Raw genomic sequence first — 19,381 nt, 5'->3', positions numbered from 1 at the left:
CTTCGAGCGTTAACACGCGTTTGAATCGCCCGGTCCCGTACCGGGCGTTTGGATTCGGGGATTGGATATTTATGGAACAGGCAGGTTTGGCAGCGGCGACGCACGATGTAAGTCTCTGGGCACTGTTTATGCAGGCGGGCCTCATCGTGAAGCTCGTGATGATCGGACTTATCGCCGCCTCGGTCTGGACGTGGGCGATCGTCTTTGACAAATATGTGAGCTTCGGCAAGGCAAAGCGCCAGTTCGACCAGTTCGAACAGGTCTTCTGGTCGGGCCAGTCGCTCGAGGAGCTTTATCGCACGCTGGCGGAACGCCAGAATGGCGGTCTGGCAGCAATTTTCGTTTCCGCCATGCGGGAATGGAAGAAATCTTTCGAACGCGGCGCGCGTTCGCCCATCGGTCTGCAGATGCGTATCGACCGGGCGATGGATGTGACGATCGCGCGTGAAGGCGAACAATACGAGGCTCGCCTCGGATCGCTCGCCACCATCGGTTCGGCTGGTCCCTTCATCGGCCTCTTCGGTACGGTTGTCGGTATCATGACCTCGTTCCAGGCGATTGCCGGTTCGAAGTCCACCAACCTCGCGGTCGTGGCTCCGGGTATCGCCGAAGCGCTTCTGGCAACGGCTATCGGCCTTGTTGCGGCTATTCCGGCGGTTATCGCCTACAACAAGTTCACGGCCGACGCGCACAAGCTTTCCGCTCGTATGGAAGGTTTCGCCGACGAGTTCTCCGCGATCCTGTCGCGCCAGATCGATGAAAAACTTCAGACACGGCAGGCCGCCCAGTAAGCGGCCCCAAATTACATGCCGTGCAGTAATTTGCCGCAAGGCAAAATGGAGTAAATGATATGGGTATGTCAGCAGGTGGCAGCGGCGGTGGTTCCGGTGGACGCCGGGGTGGGCGCGGCGGACGGCGCAAAGGCGGTGCGATCAGCGAGATCAACGTGACGCCGCTGGTCGACGTCATGCTCGTGCTGCTCATCATCTTCATGGTGGCAGCTCCTATGATGACGGTCGGCGTGCCGATCGATCTGCCGCAGACATCCGCCAATGCTCTGAATTCGGACACGCAGCCGATCACGATCTCCGTCAATGCCAATGGCCAGATCCATTTGCAGGAAACGGAAATCCAGGCGGCTGAGGTTGCCGACAAGCTGCAGGCAATTGCCACGACTGGTTATAACGAACGTATCTTCGTGCGCGCGGATTCCGTTGCCGCATACGGCGTCGTCGCCGATGTCATGGCGCGTATCCAGGCGGCGGGCTTCAAGAATATCGGCCTTGTGACCCAGCAGAAACAGGACAATTGACGTAAAACGATGAAGGGCAGCATCACCACATCCGCGATCGTGCATGCGTCGCTTCTGGCTTTCGCCCTCGTTTCCCTGGGCTCGCCGGAACCGCTCGACGTGTCGCAGGCCGAGGCCTTGCCGGTGGAACTGGTGCCCATTGAGGAACTGACCCAGATCCAGCAGGGCGACAAGAAGGCACCGAAGGCGGAAAAGTCCGCTCCTGTTCCGACCACACGTCCTGACATCATCGAGAACGCCCAGAATGTCGGCAACAACACGGCCGATCTTGACGCGCCGCCGACGCCGACCACCAAGCCCAACGACAATATCAGCGCCGCCGCCCCGCCAAAGCAGGAGAAGCCGCAACCGGTCGTCGATACCAAGGCGAACGAGGTAAAGGAAATCGTCAAGGAAGAGACCTCGGCTCCCAAACCGCAGGAAATGGCTGCCTTGCCGCAAACCAAGCCTGAAATTGCGCCGCAGCCGAAAACGGAGCCGCCGCCGCAGGAAACCAAGGCGGAAGAACCGCCGCCGGCCGCGCAGGAGCCGGCCGAAATCCCCGTGCCGCAGAACGTGCCGCGCCCGAACTCCCGCCCCGAACCGCCGAAGCCGGAAGAGCCGAAGCAGGCTGAAACCAAGCCTGCCGAGCAGAAGCCCGCTGAAAAACCGGCGGAGACCAAGCCCGATCAGGCAAAGTCCACCGACAAGCCTTCCGATAAGAAGCCGGGCGAGAAGAAGCAGGAGACGGCGAAATCCGCTTCGTCCAAGGAAAGCGATTTCAACGCCGACGATGTTGCCGCCCTGTTGAACAAGCAGGCGCCCTCCGGTGGCGGCGCGAAGCGGTCGACGCAAACCGCTTCGCTTGGCGGCAAGAAAACGACGGGCGGTTCGACGCTCAGCCAGACGGAAATGGATGCGCTGCGTGGCGCGATCCAGAAGAACTGGCAGATCATTCCCGGCATGGCGGATGCCTCGGACGTTCGCGTTCGGGTCACCATGAAGCTCGACCGTGATGGAACCATCATCGGCCGTCCCGAGATCGAGGCAACGGGTGGTTCCGAAGGAACGCGCCGTGCTCTTTCCGGCGGAGCCTATCGCGCCATCATGCGTTCTGCTCCGTTCACCAACCTTCCTGCCGACAAATATGACGCATGGAACGAAGTCGTTGTGAACTTCGATCCCAGTGAATTGCTATGAATGCTGAAAGGCCTGGCAACATGAAAATATTTTCGCCGATCCGGCTGGTGCTCGCTGTCGCGGCCCTCATGTCGGTTTTCTCCGCACCGGCTTTTGCGCGGGTGGAAATCAACATCAACAAGGGTAACGTCGAGCCCTTGCCCATCGCCATCACCGACTTCATGTCGGGTGACGGCATCGGTGCCCAGGTTTCGGCCGTCATTGCCGCCGATCTGCAGCGCTCCGGTCTTTTCGCGCCGGTCAACAAGAGCGCCTTCATCGAAAAGATTACCAGCCCGGATCAGCAGCCGCGTTTTGAAGACTGGAAGGTCATCAACGCCCAGGCGCTTGTGACCGGCCGCGTGACACGCGAAAGCGATGGTCGCCTGCGCGCCGAGTTCCGGCTGTGGGATACTTTCGCAGGCCAGCAGATGACCGGCCAGCAGTTCTTCACCCAGCCGGAAAACTGGCGTCGTGTCGCCCATATCATCGCGGATGCCATCTATGAGCGCATCACCGGTGAAAAGGGTTACTTCGACACACGCGTTGTCTTCGTCTCCGAAAGCGGCCCGAAGACGGCCCGCAAGCGCCAGCTGTCGATCATGGACCAGGACGGTTTCAACGTCCGTAACCTCACCAATTCCAATGACATCGTTCTGACGCCGCGTTTCTCGCCGAACCGTCAGGAAGTGACCTATATGTCCTTTGAGGGCCAGCAGCCGCGCGTTTACCTGCTGCAGCTGGAAACCGGCCAGCGCGAAGTGGTCGGCAACTTCCCCGGCATGACCTTCTCGCCGCGCTTCTCGCCGGATGGCCAGAAGGTGATCATGAGCCTCCAGCAGGACGGCAACGCCAATATCTACACCATGGATCTGCGCTCGCGCACCACGACGCGGCTGACGAACACGTCCGCGATTGATACGGCGCCATCATTCTCCCCGGATGGACAGCGTGTCGCCTTTGAAAGCGACCGCGGCGGCCGTCAGCAGATCTACGTAATGAATGCCGATGGCTCCGGCCAGCAGCGCCTTTCCTTCGGTGACGGCTCCTATTCCACGCCGGTATGGTCGCCGCGCGGCGATCTGATCGCCTTCACCAAGCAGTCGGGCGGCAAGTTCTCGATCGGCGTGATGAAGACTGACGGTTCGGGCGAGCGCATTCTGACCAGCGGCTTCCACAATGAAGGTCCGACCTGGGCGCCGAATGGCCGGGTGCTGATGTTCTTCCGTCAGAACGCCGGTGCCGGCGGTCCGCAGCTCTATTCGATCGACCTGACGGGCTATAACGAACAGCTCATCAAGACGCCGACCTTTGCTTCGGACCCGGCATGGTCGCCGCTTCTGGACTGATATGACTGTCATGACGGCGCCGGAATATCCGGCGCCGTCATGTTTTATGCATGCCATGCGGGAATGCGCCTCTTTCTTGCCGCAAACTGTTGTGAGGGAGCAAAAAAGTGGGACATTTCCTTTCTGTTAACCATAAGCGTTTGCCGGCTATTAACCGCGATCAGTTAGTGTCTGGCAACGTTATTGAAATTCCAAGGAGAGACCGGCGATGAGCCGTACACACATTTCGGCACTCAGCCCGATGCAGAAACTGGCCCGTAACCCGGCTGTCATCGCCATGACGCTCGCGCTTGCTCTCGCAGGCTGCGCGAACAAGAAGAACATGCCGAACAGCGCCGGTGAACTCGGCCTTGGTGGCGCGGGTTCCGCAACGCCGGGCTCCCAGCAGGACTTCACGGTCAATGTCGGCGACCGCATCTTCTTCGACACGGACTCGACTTCGATCCGCGCCGATGCGCAGCAGACCCTGCAGCGCCAGGCACAGTGGCTCGCCCGTTACCCGAACTACGCGATCACGGTCGAAGGCCATGCCGACGAACGCGGTACGCGCGAATACAACCTTGCACTCGGCGCCCGTCGTGCTGCTGCAACCCGCGACTTCCTGGCTTCCCAGGGCGTTCCGGCCAACCGCATGAAGACGATCTCCTACGGCAAGGAAAAGCCGGTCGCTGTTTGCGACGACATCTCCTGCTGGTCGCAGAACCGCCGCGCCGTGACGGTTCTCGGTGGCGCGGGCATGTGATTGCCTGACGTTATTGTGATCTCGAATGGGAGGCGGTCTTCGGGCCGCCTTTCGTTTTTTTCATAGTTTGGCCGAAGTTAAGTTGCTTTTTTGGTTGATATGGAAAAAATCCGGCTTGCGCCATTCCGGTGCAAATCAGTTAAGGCAGGACGAATGAGATGAAGAAACTTGTCGTGGCGGGAATGCTGGGGCTTGCAGCCTGCACCGGCCTGAGCGGCATCGCCGTTTCCGGTCCGCTGTTCGGTGCGGGGGGTAGCTTCGGCACGATCAACTCTCAGCAGCCCCCGGTCGTCCGGGTTCAGGCCAATGAAGCCTACAGGGTTCAGCAGCTTGAAGAACAGATCCGGCAGCTCAACGGCCGTATCGAGGAAATGAGCTTCCAGCTTCTGCAGATGCAGGAAACGATCCGCAAGGCGCAGGAAGACAATGAATTCCGCTTCCAGGAACTGGAAAGCGGCAATGCCGGCGGCAAGGCCGCAAGTCCCGCAACGCCGAAAAAGAAGGCGGAGGCCAGTCCGGTAAGTCCGGCCACACCACCGACCGACGATGTTGCAACGATCATCGAAACGCCACCCGAGGGTGGCGCTTCCGTTTCGCCGTCTGCCCCGTCAAATGCGCCGAGCAGCGCGCCGGGAGAGACGACGCTTGGCTCCATCGAGCTTGATTCCAAGGGAATGCCGATTGGCGGTACGCTCAATCAGGGCGCCAACAACTCGTCAGGCAGTCTTCCCGGTGTGACCACGGGCAATAGCCCGCGCAAGACCGATCCGGTCAATACGGCGGCGCTGACCAGCGAGAGCGATATCTATCAGGCTGCTTACGGCCATGTTCTTTCCGGCGACTACAAGCTGGCGGAGCAGGGGTTCCAGCAATATCTCCAGGGTTATCCCAAAGGCACGAAGGCTGCGGATGCCAGCTTCTGGCTGGGCGAGGCGCTATATTCGCAGGGCAAGTTCAACGAGGCTGCAAAAACCTTCCTGAACGGTCATCAGACCTACGGCAAATCTCCCAAGGCGCCGGAAATGTTGATGAAGCTAGGCATGTCGCTTGCCGCTCTGGACAATACCGAAACCGCCTGCGCCACGCTGCGCGAGGTGCCGAAGCGTTATCCCAGTGCTTCGAAGACCGTGCTGAACAAGGTTGCCAGCGAACAGAAGCGGCTGAGCTGCTGATTTTTCCCTGCCATGGCGGCGGTTTTTCCATGCCGGTTGATGCCCGTATTCTGAACGGAAAGACAGTTGCGCCGCTTGCGGCGGCAAGGTCGTTCGTCGAAAAACTTCGCAAACCCGCCCATATCCTCGTTGCAATCTCCGGCGGCAGCGATTCCACCGGCCTGTTGCTGGCATTGCATGAGGCAGCGGCTGAGAAAGGTCGTGACGAGGTGCGGGTGTCCGCCGTCACGATTGACCATTGGCTGAGAGCAGAATCGGCCGACGAAGCAGAGAAGGTCTCGTTGCTCTGCGCCGACCTCGGCATTGCCCACGCGACGCGTCGTTGGGATGGTATCAAACCGGTCTCCGGTATTTCGGAAGCTTCCCGCCTTGCCCGATATCGCCTGATTGCCGAGGTGGCCCGTAAGATCGATGCCGATCTTATCGCAACGGGGCATACAATCGGCGACCAGCGGGAAACTGTCGCTATGCGAGCGGCCCGCAGCGGCGGCGAAGACAATCCCGGCCTCTCCGGCATGGCGGATGCCGTCTTATATGATGGACATCATTGGGTGATGCGGCCGTTCCTGACCTGTGAAAGACAGGCGATCCGTGAGTTCGTATCGTCCCGCTCGCGTGGCTGGTTTGACGATCCGAGTAATGAGAATACTCGATACGAGCGTGTCCGCGTGCGGCAGTCGCTCCCTGATGCTCCGGTGCAGATTGATACGGAGGCCGCAGCAAAAAGGCAGGCGCTTTCCGAAAAAACGGCCATTTTCCTGAGTGAACACCTGGAAGTCTTTCATGCCGTGCTGGCCAGGTTTCCCGACAGCGCCATTCGCTGCAATCTTCCAGAGTTTAGGCACGGGCTGGCGACGGTCATCGCCACGCTAGGCGGGCGGGCCTATCTCCCGGCCGCAAACAGCATGGCGCGGGTGTTGCAGTTCCTCAAAACGGGCGAGAACGGGCGGACAACGATCGGTCGCGTCCTTTTGGACCGCCGAAGGGACGGGCTTTATCTTTTCCGGGAGCATCGAAACCTGCCGGAGCTTCGCGTCGAGGCCGGTGACGAGGCTTTTTGGGACGATCGCTTCCTTTTAAAAAACGGATCGGCTTTCACCGCCCATGTCATGGCGGCTGTCGGCGTTGACGCTGCGGCAGCACTTTTTCCTTCTGTACCGGTGGGAGTGGCGAAACAGGCCATGGCCATCCTGCCGCAAATCGCCGCACCGGCGGCCGGTTCGATCTCCGTGGAAGGCGCCGTCACCATCGTGCCGAGGCTTGCGCCCTTCGATCTTTTCCTGCCGCGCTTCGACCTTGAGTTGGCGGATGCGGTGGCCAATTTGTTCGGTCGCCCGGCATATCCACAGCCCCCGGTTTAAATCCGGCCTCTTTTTCGTGAATTGCCTTGGAATACTTTTTACACCAAAACGCATCAGATAACGCCCTTCGCCTTGGCAACGGCAGATGTCGTCCTTATGTTAGGGGCACGTAAGAGCGGGCAGCAAACATGCCCGTGTGAGTTCGGGGAGTTCGATGAACCCAAATTTCAGAAATTTCGCCTTGTGGGCCGTGATCGCCCTGTTGCTGATCGCGTTGTTCAGCATGTTCCAGACTTCGCCGACACAAACGGGTTCGCGGGAAATTCCGTATTCCCAGTTTATTCGCGATGTGGATTCCGGGCGAGTTCGCGACGTGACCGTGACGGGTAACCGGGTTCTTGGAACCTATACCGAAAACGGCACGGCATTTCAGACCTATTCCCCCGTTATCGACGACAGCCTGATGGAGCGCTTGCAGAGCAAGAACGTCACCATTGTGGCTCGTCCCGAGAGCGACGGCTCCTCCGGTTTTCTGAGCTATCTCGGCACGCTTCTGCCGATGTTCCTCATTCTCGGCGTCTGGCTGTTCTTCATGCGGCAGATGCAGGGCGGCTCGCGTGGCGCGATGGGCTTTGGCAAGTCCAAGGCCAAGCTCCTGACGGAAGCGCACGGCCGTGTGACGTTTGACGACGTTGCAGGCGTGGACGAAGCCAAGCAGGACCTTGAGGAAATTGTTGAATTCCTGCGCGATCCGCAGAAATTCCAGCGTCTCGGCGGCAAAATCCCACGCGGCGTGCTGCTTGTCGGCCCTCCGGGTACGGGTAAGACGCTTCTGGCGCGTTCCGTTGCCGGTGAAGCGAACGTTCCGTTCTTCACCATTTCCGGTTCGGACTTCGTGGAAATGTTCGTCGGCGTTGGCGCAAGCCGCGTGCGTGACATGTTCGAGCAGGCCAAGAAGAACGCACCCTGCATCATCTTCATCGACGAAATCGACGCCGTCGGTCGCCATCGTGGCGCCGGTCTCGGCGGCGGTAACGACGAGCGCGAACAGACGCTGAACCAGCTGCTGGTTGAGATGGACGGCTTTGAAGCGAATGAGGGCATCATCCTCATCGCCGCCACCAACCGTCCTGATGTTCTTGACCCTGCACTTCTGCGTCCAGGCCGTTTCGACCGTCAGGTCGTTGTACCGAACCCGGATATCGTCGGCCGCGAGCGCATCCTCAAGGTGCATGTTCGCAACGTGCCGCTGGCGCCGAATGTCGATCTCAAGGTTCTGGCCCGTGGCACGCCCGGTTTTTCGGGTGCGGATCTGATGAACCTCGTCAACGAAGCCGCCCTGATGGCCGCCCGCCGTAACAAGCGTGTGGTCACTATGCAGGAATTCGAGGACGCCAAGGACAAGATCATGATGGGTGCGGAGCGTCGCTCCTCTGCCATGACCGAAGCCGAGAAGAAGCTGACCGCTTACCATGAAGCCGGCCATGCGATTACCGCGCTGAAGGTTGCGGTGGCTGATCCGTTGCACAAGGCGACGATCATCCCGCGCGGCCGTGCACTCGGCATGGTCATGCAGTTGCCGGAAGGCGACCGCTACTCCATGAGCTACAAGTGGATGGTGTCGCGTCTCGTCATCATGATGGGCGGCCGCGTTGCCGAGGAACTGACCTTCGGCAAGGAAAACATCACCTCCGGCGCGTCCTCGGATATCGAGCAGGCCACCAAGCTTGCCCGTGCCATGGTGACGCAATGGGGCTTCTCCGACGCTCTCGGCCAGGTTTCATACGGTGAAAATCAGCAGGAAGTGTTCCTTGGCCATTCCGTCTCGCAGTCCAAGAACGTCTCCGAGGCGACGGCCCAGACGATCGACACCGAAGTTCGCCGCCTGATCGACGAAGCCTATACCGAGGCACGGCGCATCCTGACGGATAACCATGATGGCTTCGTTGCCATTGCCGAGGGTCTTCTCGAATACGAAACCCTGACGGGCGACGAGATCAGGGCACTGCTGAAGGGCGAGAAGCCCGCGCGTGACCTGGGTGACGATTCTCCCGGCAGCCGTGGTTCGGCGGTGCCGAAAGCCGGCACCAAGAAGGACGGCCCGAGTGAAGTCAAGGGTGACGGCGAAGCCAAGGGTGACGGTGAGGCCGAAGGCGGCATGGAGCCGCAGCCGCATTGATCGCTTTCCAAAGATGATTGATTGTAAAAGGCCATCCGGTTTTCCGGGTGGCCTTTTCAGTTTGGTAACAAGATATAAGCCATTTTTGCGGTAATTTACGTGCTGTTTATCGTGGTTTGTGGCATCTAGCCAAAAACGCTTCCGGCTGTTTTCAGCTTTTGCCGGAATGCTGGAAAAGATTTGGAGTTCAAATGGCACGCCGTTATTTCGGAACCGATGGTATCCGCGGACAATCGAACGTCTTCCCCATGACGCCGGATCTGGCGATGCGTGTGGGTATTGCGGTCGGAACGATCTTCCGCCGAGGCCATCATCGCCATCGGGTCGTCATCGGCAAGGATACGCGGCTTTCCGGTTATATGCTGGAAAACGCGTTGGTCGCCGGTTTTACCGCCGCCGGTCTCGACGTCTTCCTGCTTGGCCCCATTCCGACGCCGGCGGTTGCGATGCTGACCCGGTCGTTGCGTGCCGATATCGGAGTGATGATCTCGGCCTCGCACAACCCGTTTTCCGATAATGGCATCAAGCTGTTCGGCCCTGACGGATACAAGCTTTCCGACGAGCTGGAGCTGGAGATCGAAGATCTTCTCGACAAGGATATCTATGCCCAGCTGGCGAAGCCGAGCGAGATCGGCCGCGCCAAGCGCGTGGATGGCGATATCTACCGTTATATCGAATTCGTCAAACGTACCCTGCCGCGTGATGTGACGCTGAGCGGACTTCGGATCGCCATCGACTGCGCCAACGGTGCGGCCTACAAGGTGGCGCCAGCAGCGCTCTGGGAACTCGGCGCTGAAGTCGTCACCATCGGTAATGAGCCGAACGGCATCAACATTAATCTCGAATGCGGCTCCACCCATCCGGAAGCCCTGCAGAAGAAGGTGCATGAAGTGCGGGCCGATATTGGCATCGCGCTCGATGGTGATGCGGACCGCGTCATCATCGTCGACGAACGCGGCGAGATCGTTGATGGCGACCAGCTGATGGCGGTGATTGCCGATAGCTGGGCCGACGACAAGACGCTGCGCGGCGGCGGCATCGTCGCCACTATTATGTCCAACCTCGGTCTGGAGCGCTTCCTCGGTGACAAGGGCCTCACCCTTGCGCGTACCAAGGTGGGTGACCGTTATGTGGTTGAGCACATGCGCAACCACAATTTCAACATTGGCGGCGAGCAGTCGGGTCATATCGTGCTCTCGGATTACGGCACGACGGGTGATGGCCTCGTGGCCGCCTTGCAGGTTCTTGCCCGCGTCAAGCGCTCGGGGCGCACCGTCAGCGAAGTTTGCCGCAAGTTCGAGCCTGTGCCGCAACTTTTGAAGAATGTGCGTATTTCGGGCGGCAAGCCGCTGGAAAATCCCGTCGTGCAGCAGGCGATTGCGGATGCGGAAAGCGCATTGGCCAATAATGGCCGCCTCGTCATTCGCCCTTCGGGCACGGAGCCGCTGATCCGCGTCATGGCTGAAGGCGATGATAGCGCGCAGGTGGAGCAGATCGTCAATGATCTCGTTGGCGTTATCTCGAACGCTCGTTCTGCCGCATAATTCAGTTTCCAGTAGTAACAAAAAGCCGGCCTTCGCGCCGGCTTTTTCTTTGAGTGTTTGCTAATAAATATAGTGAATGATCGTGGTTAATCGGGACTTAACCATTTTACGCCAATCTCCGTGACTGAACCGTTCACTGGCAGCTGCCGCAACGCACGTGCCTCTTCTGGAGTGGAAGTCATGAAAAACGCCCTGGCTGGATTTCTGGCCGTTCTGCTGACCGGCACAAGCGCCGTCGGCGCCGATCTTTACCAAGCCGAACCCGCACCGGCCTATGTCGAGGCACCCGAAGTTCAGATCACGCAGTCGAGCGGCTGGTATCTGCGCGGCGACGTCGGTTATTCCTTCAACAAGCTGCGTGGCGCCCATTATTATCAGGGTGGACCGGGTGGTTATCTGCAGGATTTTGATACGGCGACGATCAAGGACAGCTATATCATTGGCGCGGGTGTCGGTTATCAGTTCAACAACTATTTCCGCAGCGACGTGACCTTCGACTATATGGGCAAGTCCGATTTCCGCGGCTCCACGAGCGGCGGTTGCGGTGTTTCGCCCTCGGGTGGATGCGTCTCGACCGATCTGAGTTCTCTCAGAGCCTATACGCTGATGGCGAATGCCTATGTCGATCTTGGCACCTATGGCCGTGTCACGCCTTATGTCGGTGGTGGTATCGGCGGCTCCTATGTCAAGTGGGACAAGCTGCGCAATACCTCGTGCAGCACCAATGGCCTCGGCTGCGACCCGACCACGGAACACGGCGGCAAGGGCAAGTGGCGCTTCGCCTACGCCCTGATGGCCGGTGCCTCCATCGATATTACCTGTAATTTGAAGGCTGATGTCGGCTACCGTTTCCGCCACATCAACAAGGGCGACATGTTCGGTTACGAGAACAATGGTGGTCCGGGCAGAGACAAGGGCCTCTATTCGCATGAAGTGCGCGTTGGTGGCCGTTATGTCTTCAACGGTTGCGACACCGCGCAATACATGCCGCCCGCCGATATTCCGCTGCAGCCTGCCGTTTATAAATAAACGTCACGCCTGACTGATAGCTTCAAGCCGTCCGCATCCTCCTCGGGTGCGGGCGGTTTTCGTTTTAGCGGTATTGCGCATGACGCATATGGACCAAAATTCTTCTGCGTAGCGACATATTCCGCTTGACTGCGACCGGCGACAGGAATAGCAACGGCGTCAGGACACTCCACCCTAACGTGGAGCGCCTATCTGGAAGGATAGTCAAATGACAGATATCGTGAAGCCGGACGTCCGTCCGGGCAATACGCATTTTTCCTCTGGTCCCTGCTCGAAGCGTCCCGGTTGGTCGCTAGATGCTCTTTCCGACGCGCCGCTCGGTCGCTCGCATCGCGCCAAGGTTGGCAAAGCCAAGCTGAAGCAGGCCATTGATCTCACCCGCGAAGTTCTCAATGTTCCCGCCGATTATCGTATCGGCATCGTTCCCGCGTCCGACACCGGTGCCGTTGAAATGGCTCTCTGGTCGCTGCTCGGTGAACGCGGCGTTGATATGCTCGCCTGGGAAAGCTTCGGCGCTGGCTGGGTCACCGATGTCGTCAAGCAGCTGAAGCTGAAGGACGTGCGCAAGTTCGAGGCTGACTACGGTCTGCTGCCGAACCTTGCCGAAGTCGATTTCGACCGTGACGTCGTCTTCACCTGGAACGGCACCACTTCAGGCGTTCGCGTCCCCAATGCCGATTTCATCCCGGCTGACCGCAAGGGCCTGACCATCTGCGACGCCACTTCGGCGGCCTTCGCACAGGACATGGACTTTACCAAACTCGACGTAGTTACCTTCTCCTGGCAGAAGGTTCTGGGCGGCGAAGGCGGCCATGGCGTCATCATCCTTTCGCCCCGCGCCGTCGAGCGTTTGCTGAGCTATTCGCCGGCATGGCCGCTGCCGAAAATCTTCCGCATGGTTTCCGGCGGCAAGCTGATCGAAGGCATCTTCACCGGCGAAACCATCAATACACCGTCCATGCTCTGCGTAGAGGATTACATTGACGCGCTGCTGTGGGCGAAGAACCTCGGGGGCCTCAAGGCACTGATCGGCCGTGCCGACGCCAATGCCAAGGTCATCTACGACTTCATCGAAAAGAACGACTGGATCGCCAACCTGGCCGTCAAGCCGGAAACCCGCTCCAACACCTCCGTCTGCCTCAAGATCGTTGATGCCGAGGTGGCTGCACTGGATGCCGCCGCGCAGGCAGATTTCGCCAAGGGCGTCGTTGCCCTGCTCGAAAAGGAAAATGTCGCCCTCGATATCGGCGCTTACCGTGACGCACCGTCCGGTCTGCGTATCTGGGCCGGCGCGACAATCGAGACGGCGGATATGGAAGCCGTCATGCCCTGGCTCGCCTGGGCCTACCAGACGCAGAAGGCAGCACTTTCCAAGGCTGCCGCCTGATTTTGATACCGGCCCTGCGCTGATGCAGGGCCGCACATTCCCCGCTTTCAAAACTGCACCGTTTTTCAAGGAGCCCGTGAACTATGGCACCTCGCGTACTCGTATCCGACGAACTGTCGGAAACCGCCGTCCAGATTTTCCGTGATCGTGGCGTCGAAGTCGATTTCCAGCCGAAACTCGGCAAGGACAAGGACAAGCTTGCCGAAATCATCGGCAATTACGATGGTCTCGCCATCCGCTCCGCCACCAAGGCGACGGAAAAGCTGATCGAGGCGGCAACCAACCTCAAGGTCATCGGCCGCGCCGGCATCGGCGTCGACAATGTCGATATTCCGGCTGCATCGCGCCGCGGTATCATCGTCATGAACACGCCTTTCGGCAACTCCATCACGACAGCGGAACACGCTATCGCGCTGATGTTCGCCGTTGCGCGCCAGCTTCCGGCCGCTGACAGCTCCACGCAGGCCGGCAAGTGGGAAAAGTCGAAATTCATGGGTGTTGAAATCACCGGCAAGACGCTCGGCGTCATCGGTGCCGGCAACATCGGCTCCATCGTCTGCTCGCGTGCACTCGGCCTCAAGATGCATGTTCTGGCCTATGACCCCTTCCTGTCGCCCGAGCGTGCGCAGGAAATGGGCGTCACCAAGGTTGAACTGGACGAGCTTCTGGCCCAGGCCGATTTCATCACCCTGCACGTGCCCATGACCGACAAGACGCGCGGCATTCTCAATGCAGAGAACCTTGCCAAGACCAAGAAGGGTGTGCGTATCGTCAACTGCGCCCGTGGCGGTCTGGTGGATGAAGCGGCCCTTGCCGATGCCATCAAGTCCGGCCATGTCGCCGGTGCCGGTTTCGACGTGTTCGAAGTCGAGCCCGCCACTGAAAGCCCGCTTTTCGGCCTGCCGAATGTCGTCTGCACGCCGCATCTTGGTGCATCCACCACGGAAGCACAGGAAAACGTCGCCCTTCAGGTTGCCGAGCAGATGTCGGATTATCTCGTCAAGGGTGCGGTTTCCAACGCCATCAACATGCCGTCGATCACGGCGGAAGAAGCACCGCGCCTGAAGCCTTTCATCCGTCTGGCGGATGTTCTCGGCTCCTTCGTTGGCCAGGTGCAGGAAAGCGCCACCAAGGAAATCGAAATCCTTTATGATGGCGCAACCGCCAACATGAACACGAAGGCATTGACCAGTGCATTGCTGGCCGGCCTGATCCGCAGCCAGGTTGCAGATGTGAACATGGTTTCGGCGCCTGTCATGATCAAGGAAAAGGGCATCATCCTCTCCGAGGTCAAGCGCGACAAGACCGGTGTTTACGACGGTTACATCAAGCTGACGGTCAAGACGGAAAACCAGATCCGCTCGGTTGCCGGCACGGTGTTCTCGGATGGCAAGCCGCGCTTCATCCAGATCAAGAACATCAACATGGATGCCGATGTCGGATCGCACATGATCTACATCACCAATACCGACGTTCCCGGCATGATCGGTTTCATGGGCACCACGCTCGGTGAGGCTGGCGTCAACATCGCCAACTTCCAGCTCGGCCGCGAAAAGGAAGGCGGCGACGCCATCGCACTTCTTTATGTTGATGGCCCGGTTTCCGAAACCGTTCTGGACAAGCTGCGCGCCAACCCGGCGATCCGCCAGGTCAAGCCGCTGACTTTCAACGTCGACTGATCTTATCGTTCCTCCCAAGGGGACAATAAGGCCCGGTGCAGGGGAGACCCTGTGCCGGGTTTTTCGTTTTTCCAAACGACGGTTTTGCTGCGTCGCGTGTCCACCTCGCGTTTCGGTTGTATATCACAAAAAATTTAAGCCGAGCGGTCTAAAAATGATGATCATGAGTTGCTATATCGGCTGCTGACATGCCGCTCATGGGAGGGCGGCCAACAGGAGATAGTGATGTTTGCTGCCTTTCGGCGCTTCAAGGGTTTGTTCGCAGTCGCCGCGCTTGGTATCGCGGTGTCTTTCGTAGCGGTCGACATGGCGGAAGCACGCCGTGCAAGCGGCGGTTTCGGCAGCCGTGGCACGAGGACGTTTTCCACGCCGCCGGCAACCAATACGGCCCCCGGACAGACCGCGCCGATCAACCGCAGCATGACGCCCAATACCAATCAGGCAGCACCGAGCGCCGCTCAGCCGGCCCGCCCCGGCGTGCAGGCGCCGCAGCAAAATCGTGGCCTGTTTGGCGGCATGATGGGTGGTCTGATGGGCGGCCTGTTGATGGGTGGCCTGTTCGGCATGCTCTTGGGCGGCGGTTTCGGCGGCATGGCCGGTTTCTTCGGCATGCTGCTGCAGGTACTGCTTATCGGTGGTCTGGTCATGCTCGCCATGCGTTTCTTCGCATCGCGCCGTCAGGGCCAGCCCGCTTTCGGTGGCGCAGGCGGATCGCAGCGTACGGATCATTCCGGCTCCTCCTTTAATGGCGGCCCGCAGGCGGGTCCTTCCGCTTCTTCGTTCAAGATCCCGAAGATCGGCGCTCTTGCCGGTGCTGCGGGCGGCGCGGCGGCAGCCACTGCCGACACGGCGAAGCCCGTGGCGCATGCCAACGCGATTTCTGAAGGTGACGAGATCGGCATCACACAGGGCGACCTCGAAACCTTCCAGAAAATGCTGGAAGACGTTCAGTCGGCTTATGGGGCCGAAGACTACGGCACGTTGCGCAAGCTGACGACGCCGGAAGCCATGTCCTACCTCGCCGAGGAATTGAGTGACAACGCCACGAGCGGCGTGAAAAACGAAGTGCGTGACATAACGCTGCTGCAGGGCGATGTCGCCGAAGCCTGGCACGAAGAGGGCCAGGATTACGCGACGGTTGCGATGCGCTACTCCGCGATCGACATTATGCGCGACCGCACCTCGGGCAAGGTTATCGAAGGTGACGACCAGCATCCTGCCGAAGCGGTTGAGATGTGGACCTTCGTCCGCCGTGGCGGCAACGACAACTGGCAGGTCGCCGCAATTCAGGCCGCTGCCTGAGGCGAAACATAGCCTTCTGTGAATAAATGGCCCGGAGGTTTTTACGAACCTCCGGGCTTTTGCGTGTCGTGATCTACGATGACGCGACGCTATCTTTCGCCGTGCCTTCTTTTTGATTCCGCCGGTACTTCAGCGACGCCGGCGAAAGGGCAAAGCTTTCCAAAAAAACGACTGATAAATCTAACGGGTGATATCTACATTGCCTTTTTGATCGCGATATCCGCTTCCCCCTGCCATGCAAGGGTTTGCGCCCTCTCCGTCGAGGTGTGGCGCCGGCGCATAGCTCATTTGCTCCACGGAATCGCCCTTTTTCATTCATCCGCCATTCAGTCCCCACGTCCTAACCAGAACGCCTACACGTCAATGTTACTTTTCGCGCCGGTTCTAAACCGCTTTGGAAAGGGAACCTCAGGCGCAAATCAGCGTTGACAATCCAATTCCCGGCCCGCCTCCCGCAAGCCGGGCTGGGTGGCTGGGTAACGCAGGCCCTGTGAGAACGGAGAGCTATCGAGATGAAACGCTTTGACCTGATCGACGGGATGCGTGGTTACTTCCTCGTCTTCATGCTGATCAACCATCTGGTGTTTGCCGGCGGCTTCTGGCTGGTGGAAATCAATCACCGCCAGTTTGCCTTCGTGGAAGATGCGCAGGGTTTCGTCTTTTTGTCCGGTCTGCTGATCGGCATGGTCTATGCCCGCAAGATGATGAAATACGGTTATGACGCCGGCAAACAGATGATCTGGAACCGCGCGATGGAGCTCTATCGCTATGCGATGGGTCTCGTCATCGCCGTGTTGTTCTTCCGCATGGTTATCCCGCATGCGCCCTATATCTGGTACAACTGGCTGGGGATGACCTCGTTTGACGATCCGCTGCGTCTGGCGGCGATTGCGACATTCCTCTTCCAGCCGACCTTCATGGATATTCTGCCGCAGTACATCGTCTACATGCTGTTTGCACCGATCCTCGTTAAGCTGTGCCTTGACGGTAAATGGGCCTATGTCATGGCTGGCTCGCTGCTGGTCTGGATGGCCGGCCAGCTCGGTCTCCAGCAGATCGTGACGACGCCGCTCAACGAACTCGTCAAGGGTGCGGACGAGCAGGGCATCCGTGTCAGCTTCAACCTGCTGGGCTGGCAGCTGGTGTTCTATTCTGCGCTCGTGCTGGGCGCGATGACGGCGCAGAACCGCATTCCGTGGAAGGCGATCTTCTCGCCGCAGCAAACATGGCTTCCGAAGGCGGCACTTCTCATATGCCTGTTTTTCATGCCGCTGCGCATCGCAACTGCCTGGGGCCTGATGCCGGAATTCGTGATGGGCAAGTTTTCCACCATGGAAATCCGCGCCGATTTCGGACCGGTCTACCTCATCAATTTCCTTGCTGTCGGCGTCGGTTTGACCTGGCTGGTGATCGCCGGTCCGAAGCATCACCGCCCGATCGTGCGCTCGATTGCAGAGGGCGTGATCTGGGTGCTGTCGCTGAAGTTCCTGCAGCTGCTCGGCCGTCATTCGCTCCAAGTCTATGTCTGGCACGTGGCCATTGTCTATGGCGTCTATTATCTGGACGGCCGTACGGCCGAACTGTCGCAGGTCAGCAAGACGCTGATCGCCTTCACCGCAATCGGCTTGCTGGCTCTGCCGGCCCTGTGGCGGGAGCGCGACAAGTGGATTGGCAGCAGTGGCCAGAAGACGGCCGGCGCCTAACAGTCTGTCACGGCCTCAATCTGATGGCTTTACGGGGCGGTTTTCCGCCCCGTACTTGCGTGCGCGGCCATTCCTTTCTATATGCAGCCCTTAAATCCGCATGATGGCGAGGCAGAACAGTCCGGTTTTCCGGCTGATGCTCACGCGGCGGATGACCGACAGGCGGCGGGGCCTTTACCCCCGTTATGACTGACGATGGGAAAAAACGTGAATACGCTCGATTTTGACAAGAGGCCGGAAGACACCCGGATCGTTGTCGCCATGTCCGGTGGCGTCGATTCCTCGGTTGTGGCCGGTATCCTCAAGCGCGAGGGCTACGACGTCCTCGGTATAACCCTCCAGCTTTATGATCACGGTGCGGCCGTGCACCGCGCTGGCTCCTGTTGCGCCGGGCAGGACATTGACGATGCGCGCAGGGTCTGCGAAACGCTCGGCATTCCCCACTATGTGCTGGATTATGAAGCGCGGTTCCGTGAAACTGTCATCAATCCCTTCGCCGAAGCCTATGCGATGGGTGAAACGCCGATCCCCTGCGTCGCCTGCAACCAGACGGTAAAATTCGCCGATCTGCTCGCGACAGCGCAGGAACTCGGTGCCGATGCGCTGGCGACCGGCCATTATATCCGCTCGCGTCCCAACCCCGTTGCCGGTCAGCCCGGCCGCCGCGCGCTTTATCGCCCGATCGACAGCGACCGTGACCAGAGCTGGTTCCTGTTTGCGACGACGCAGGAGCAGATCGACTATCTGCGCTTTCCGCTCGGCGGCCTCTCCAAGGCCGAGACGCGCGCTTTGGCAGAAGATATGGGTCTGGTCGTGGCCAAGAAGGCCGACAGTCAGGACATCTGTTTCGTGCCGCAGGGCAAATATACCGATATCATCAACAAGCTGAAGCCGAATGCGGCATTGGCGGGCGATATCGTCCATCTGGACGGCCGCGTGCTCGGCCGTCATGACGGCATCGTGCATTACACCATCGGCCAGCGCCGGGGCATCGGTGTTGCAACCGGAGAGCCGCTCTATGTGGTGCATCTCGATGCACGTGGGCGCCGGGTTATCGTCGGGCCGCGCGAAGCGCTGGAAACCCGCCGTGTCTACCTGCGCGACATGAACTGGCTTGGCGATGGCGAGCTTTCAGCGGATGCCGGGCAGGGCTTTGCCTGTTTCGCCAAAGTGCGCTCCACCCGCCCGCCAACCGAAGCGATGTTGCATGCCGACGAAAGCGGTATCTATGTGGATCTGATGACCGGTGAGGCCGGTGTCGCTCCCGGTCAGGCCTGCGTGCTCTATTCCGCACCCGGCGCGGATGCCCGCGTTTACGGTGGCGGCTTCATCGAACGTTCGGAACGCTCGGTGGACGCCGAGGCTTCGCTGAAGGCACTTTTGGAAAAGCCGGTTGCCGCCTGAAACAATTCGGTTTTCACCGTCGTGTGGAAAGCGAATTTTTTGCGCGTCATGCGCTTGACACTTTGGGGAGCGGCACCTTATAAGCCGCTCATCCTGATGGAGCGGACGGTCACATGACTG

15 protein-coding genes are annotated in these 19,381 nt (G+C 59.5%); all 15 read left to right on the top strand.

Features of this window, described 5'->3' with window-relative positions; all coding sequences use genetic code 11:
- Positions 1–71 precede the first annotated feature (71 nt).
- Entirely contained in the window at positions 72–791 is a 720-nt protein-coding gene (gene tolQ / locus JZY08_RS18945) for a protein TolQ (RefSeq protein ID WP_003497570.1), read from the top strand.
- A gap of 59 nt (positions 792–850) precedes the next feature.
- Positions 851–1,312, top strand: coding sequence for a protein TolR (gene tolR / locus JZY08_RS18940; RefSeq protein WP_003506238.1), 462 nt, complete (start codon positions 851–853; stop codon positions 1,310–1,312).
- 9 nt (positions 1,313–1,321) lie between these two features.
- The gene (locus tag JZY08_RS18935) at positions 1,322–2,491 is read left to right on the top strand and encodes a hypothetical protein (protein WP_216333158.1); all 1,170 of its coding nucleotides are present in this window, start codon (positions 1,322–1,324) and stop codon (positions 2,489–2,491) included.
- A 20-nt stretch (positions 2,492–2,511) separates the two neighbouring features.
- Positions 2,512–3,819, top strand: coding sequence for a Tol-Pal system beta propeller repeat protein TolB (tolB, locus tag JZY08_RS18930; RefSeq protein ID WP_035222753.1), 1,308 nt, complete (start codon positions 2,512–2,514; stop codon positions 3,817–3,819).
- A 208-nt stretch (positions 3,820–4,027) separates the two neighbouring features.
- Positions 4,028–4,561, top strand: a complete 534-nt coding sequence (pal, locus tag JZY08_RS18925; RefSeq protein ID WP_003506243.1) for a peptidoglycan-associated lipoprotein Pal — start codon at positions 4,028–4,030, stop codon at positions 4,559–4,561.
- Positions 4,562–4,719: 158 nt separating this feature from the next.
- Complete coding sequence (gene ybgF / locus JZY08_RS18920) at positions 4,720–5,733, top strand: tol-pal system protein YbgF (RefSeq protein ID WP_216333157.1); 1,014 nt, start codon at positions 4,720–4,722, stop codon at positions 5,731–5,733.
- 29 nt (positions 5,734–5,762) lie between these two features.
- Positions 5,763–7,094 carry a tRNA lysidine(34) synthetase TilS gene (tilS, locus tag JZY08_RS18915; protein WP_216333156.1) on the top strand — a complete coding sequence of 444 codons (1,332 nt, stop codon included), beginning with the start codon at positions 5,763–5,765 and terminating at the stop codon, positions 7,092–7,094.
- A 154-nt stretch (positions 7,095–7,248) separates the two neighbouring features.
- The gene (gene ftsH / locus JZY08_RS18910; RefSeq protein WP_082185361.1) at positions 7,249–9,213 is read left to right on the top strand and encodes an ATP-dependent zinc metalloprotease FtsH; all 1,965 of its coding nucleotides are present in this window, start codon (positions 7,249–7,251) and stop codon (positions 9,211–9,213) included.
- Positions 9,214–9,404: 191 nt separating this feature from the next.
- A complete protein-coding gene (gene glmM / locus JZY08_RS18905) occupies positions 9,405–10,757 on the top strand; it encodes a phosphoglucosamine mutase (RefSeq protein ID WP_082185362.1) in 1,353 nt (450 codons plus the stop codon).
- A 180-nt stretch (positions 10,758–10,937) separates the two neighbouring features.
- Positions 10,938–11,786, top strand: coding sequence for an outer membrane protein (locus JZY08_RS18900; protein ID WP_082185363.1), 849 nt, complete (start codon positions 10,938–10,940; stop codon positions 11,784–11,786).
- A gap of 208 nt (positions 11,787–11,994) precedes the next feature.
- Positions 11,995–13,173, top strand: a complete 1,179-nt coding sequence (locus JZY08_RS18895; protein ID WP_137039185.1) for a phosphoserine transaminase — start codon at positions 11,995–11,997, stop codon at positions 13,171–13,173.
- A gap of 83 nt (positions 13,174–13,256) precedes the next feature.
- Positions 13,257–14,852: a phosphoglycerate dehydrogenase gene (gene serA, locus JZY08_RS18890; RefSeq protein ID WP_035222256.1), complete on the top strand. Its 1,596-nt coding sequence runs from the start codon at positions 13,257–13,259 to the stop codon at positions 14,850–14,852.
- A 225-nt stretch (positions 14,853–15,077) separates the two neighbouring features.
- Positions 15,078–16,154: a Tim44 domain-containing protein gene (locus tag JZY08_RS18885; protein ID WP_216333155.1), complete on the top strand. Its 1,077-nt coding sequence runs from the start codon at positions 15,078–15,080 to the stop codon at positions 16,152–16,154.
- Between the two features lie 512 nt (positions 16,155–16,666).
- Positions 16,667–17,857: an OpgC family protein gene (locus JZY08_RS18880; protein WP_003497552.1), complete on the top strand. Its 1,191-nt coding sequence runs from the start codon at positions 16,667–16,669 to the stop codon at positions 17,855–17,857.
- Positions 17,858–18,064: 207 nt separating this feature from the next.
- Positions 18,065–19,261 carry a tRNA 2-thiouridine(34) synthase MnmA gene (mnmA, locus tag JZY08_RS18875; protein ID WP_216333153.1) on the top strand — a complete coding sequence of 399 codons (1,197 nt, stop codon included), beginning with the start codon at positions 18,065–18,067 and terminating at the stop codon, positions 19,259–19,261.
- Positions 19,262–19,381: the final 120 nt, after the last annotated feature.

Origin of the sequence: Rhizobium sp. X9 (genome assembly GCF_018873185.1) — a bacterium.
Lineage (GTDB): Bacteria > Pseudomonadota > Alphaproteobacteria > Rhizobiales > Rhizobiaceae > Agrobacterium > Agrobacterium oryzihabitans.
The sequence above is the reverse complement of the archived record's forward strand: the minus strand, read 5'-3'. Positions and strand labels throughout refer to the sequence as shown.

Coding starts and splice junctions, on each gene's coding strand:
- tolQ (WP_003497570.1), top strand. CDS start 72: ATGGAACAGGCAGGTTTGGCAGCGGCGACGCACGATGTAAGTCTCTGG.
- tolR (WP_003506238.1), top strand. CDS start 851: ATGGGTATGTCAGCAGGTGGCAGCGGCGGTGGTTCCGGTGGACGCCGG.
- JZY08_RS18935 (WP_216333158.1), top strand. CDS start 1,322: ATGAAGGGCAGCATCACCACATCCGCGATCGTGCATGCGTCGCTTCTG.
- tolB (WP_035222753.1), top strand. CDS start 2,512: ATGAAAATATTTTCGCCGATCCGGCTGGTGCTCGCTGTCGCGGCCCTC.
- pal (WP_003506243.1), top strand. CDS start 4,028: ATGAGCCGTACACACATTTCGGCACTCAGCCCGATGCAGAAACTGGCC.
- ybgF (WP_216333157.1), top strand. CDS start 4,720: ATGAAGAAACTTGTCGTGGCGGGAATGCTGGGGCTTGCAGCCTGCACC.
- tilS (WP_216333156.1), top strand. CDS start 5,763: ATGCCGGTTGATGCCCGTATTCTGAACGGAAAGACAGTTGCGCCGCTT.
- ftsH (WP_082185361.1), top strand. CDS start 7,249: ATGAACCCAAATTTCAGAAATTTCGCCTTGTGGGCCGTGATCGCCCTG.
- glmM (WP_082185362.1), top strand. CDS start 9,405: ATGGCACGCCGTTATTTCGGAACCGATGGTATCCGCGGACAATCGAAC.
- JZY08_RS18900 (WP_082185363.1), top strand. CDS start 10,938: ATGAAAAACGCCCTGGCTGGATTTCTGGCCGTTCTGCTGACCGGCACA.
- JZY08_RS18895 (WP_137039185.1), top strand. CDS start 11,995: ATGACAGATATCGTGAAGCCGGACGTCCGTCCGGGCAATACGCATTTT.
- serA (WP_035222256.1), top strand. CDS start 13,257: ATGGCACCTCGCGTACTCGTATCCGACGAACTGTCGGAAACCGCCGTC.
- JZY08_RS18885 (WP_216333155.1), top strand. CDS start 15,078: ATGTTTGCTGCCTTTCGGCGCTTCAAGGGTTTGTTCGCAGTCGCCGCG.
- JZY08_RS18880 (WP_003497552.1), top strand. CDS start 16,667: ATGAAACGCTTTGACCTGATCGACGGGATGCGTGGTTACTTCCTCGTC.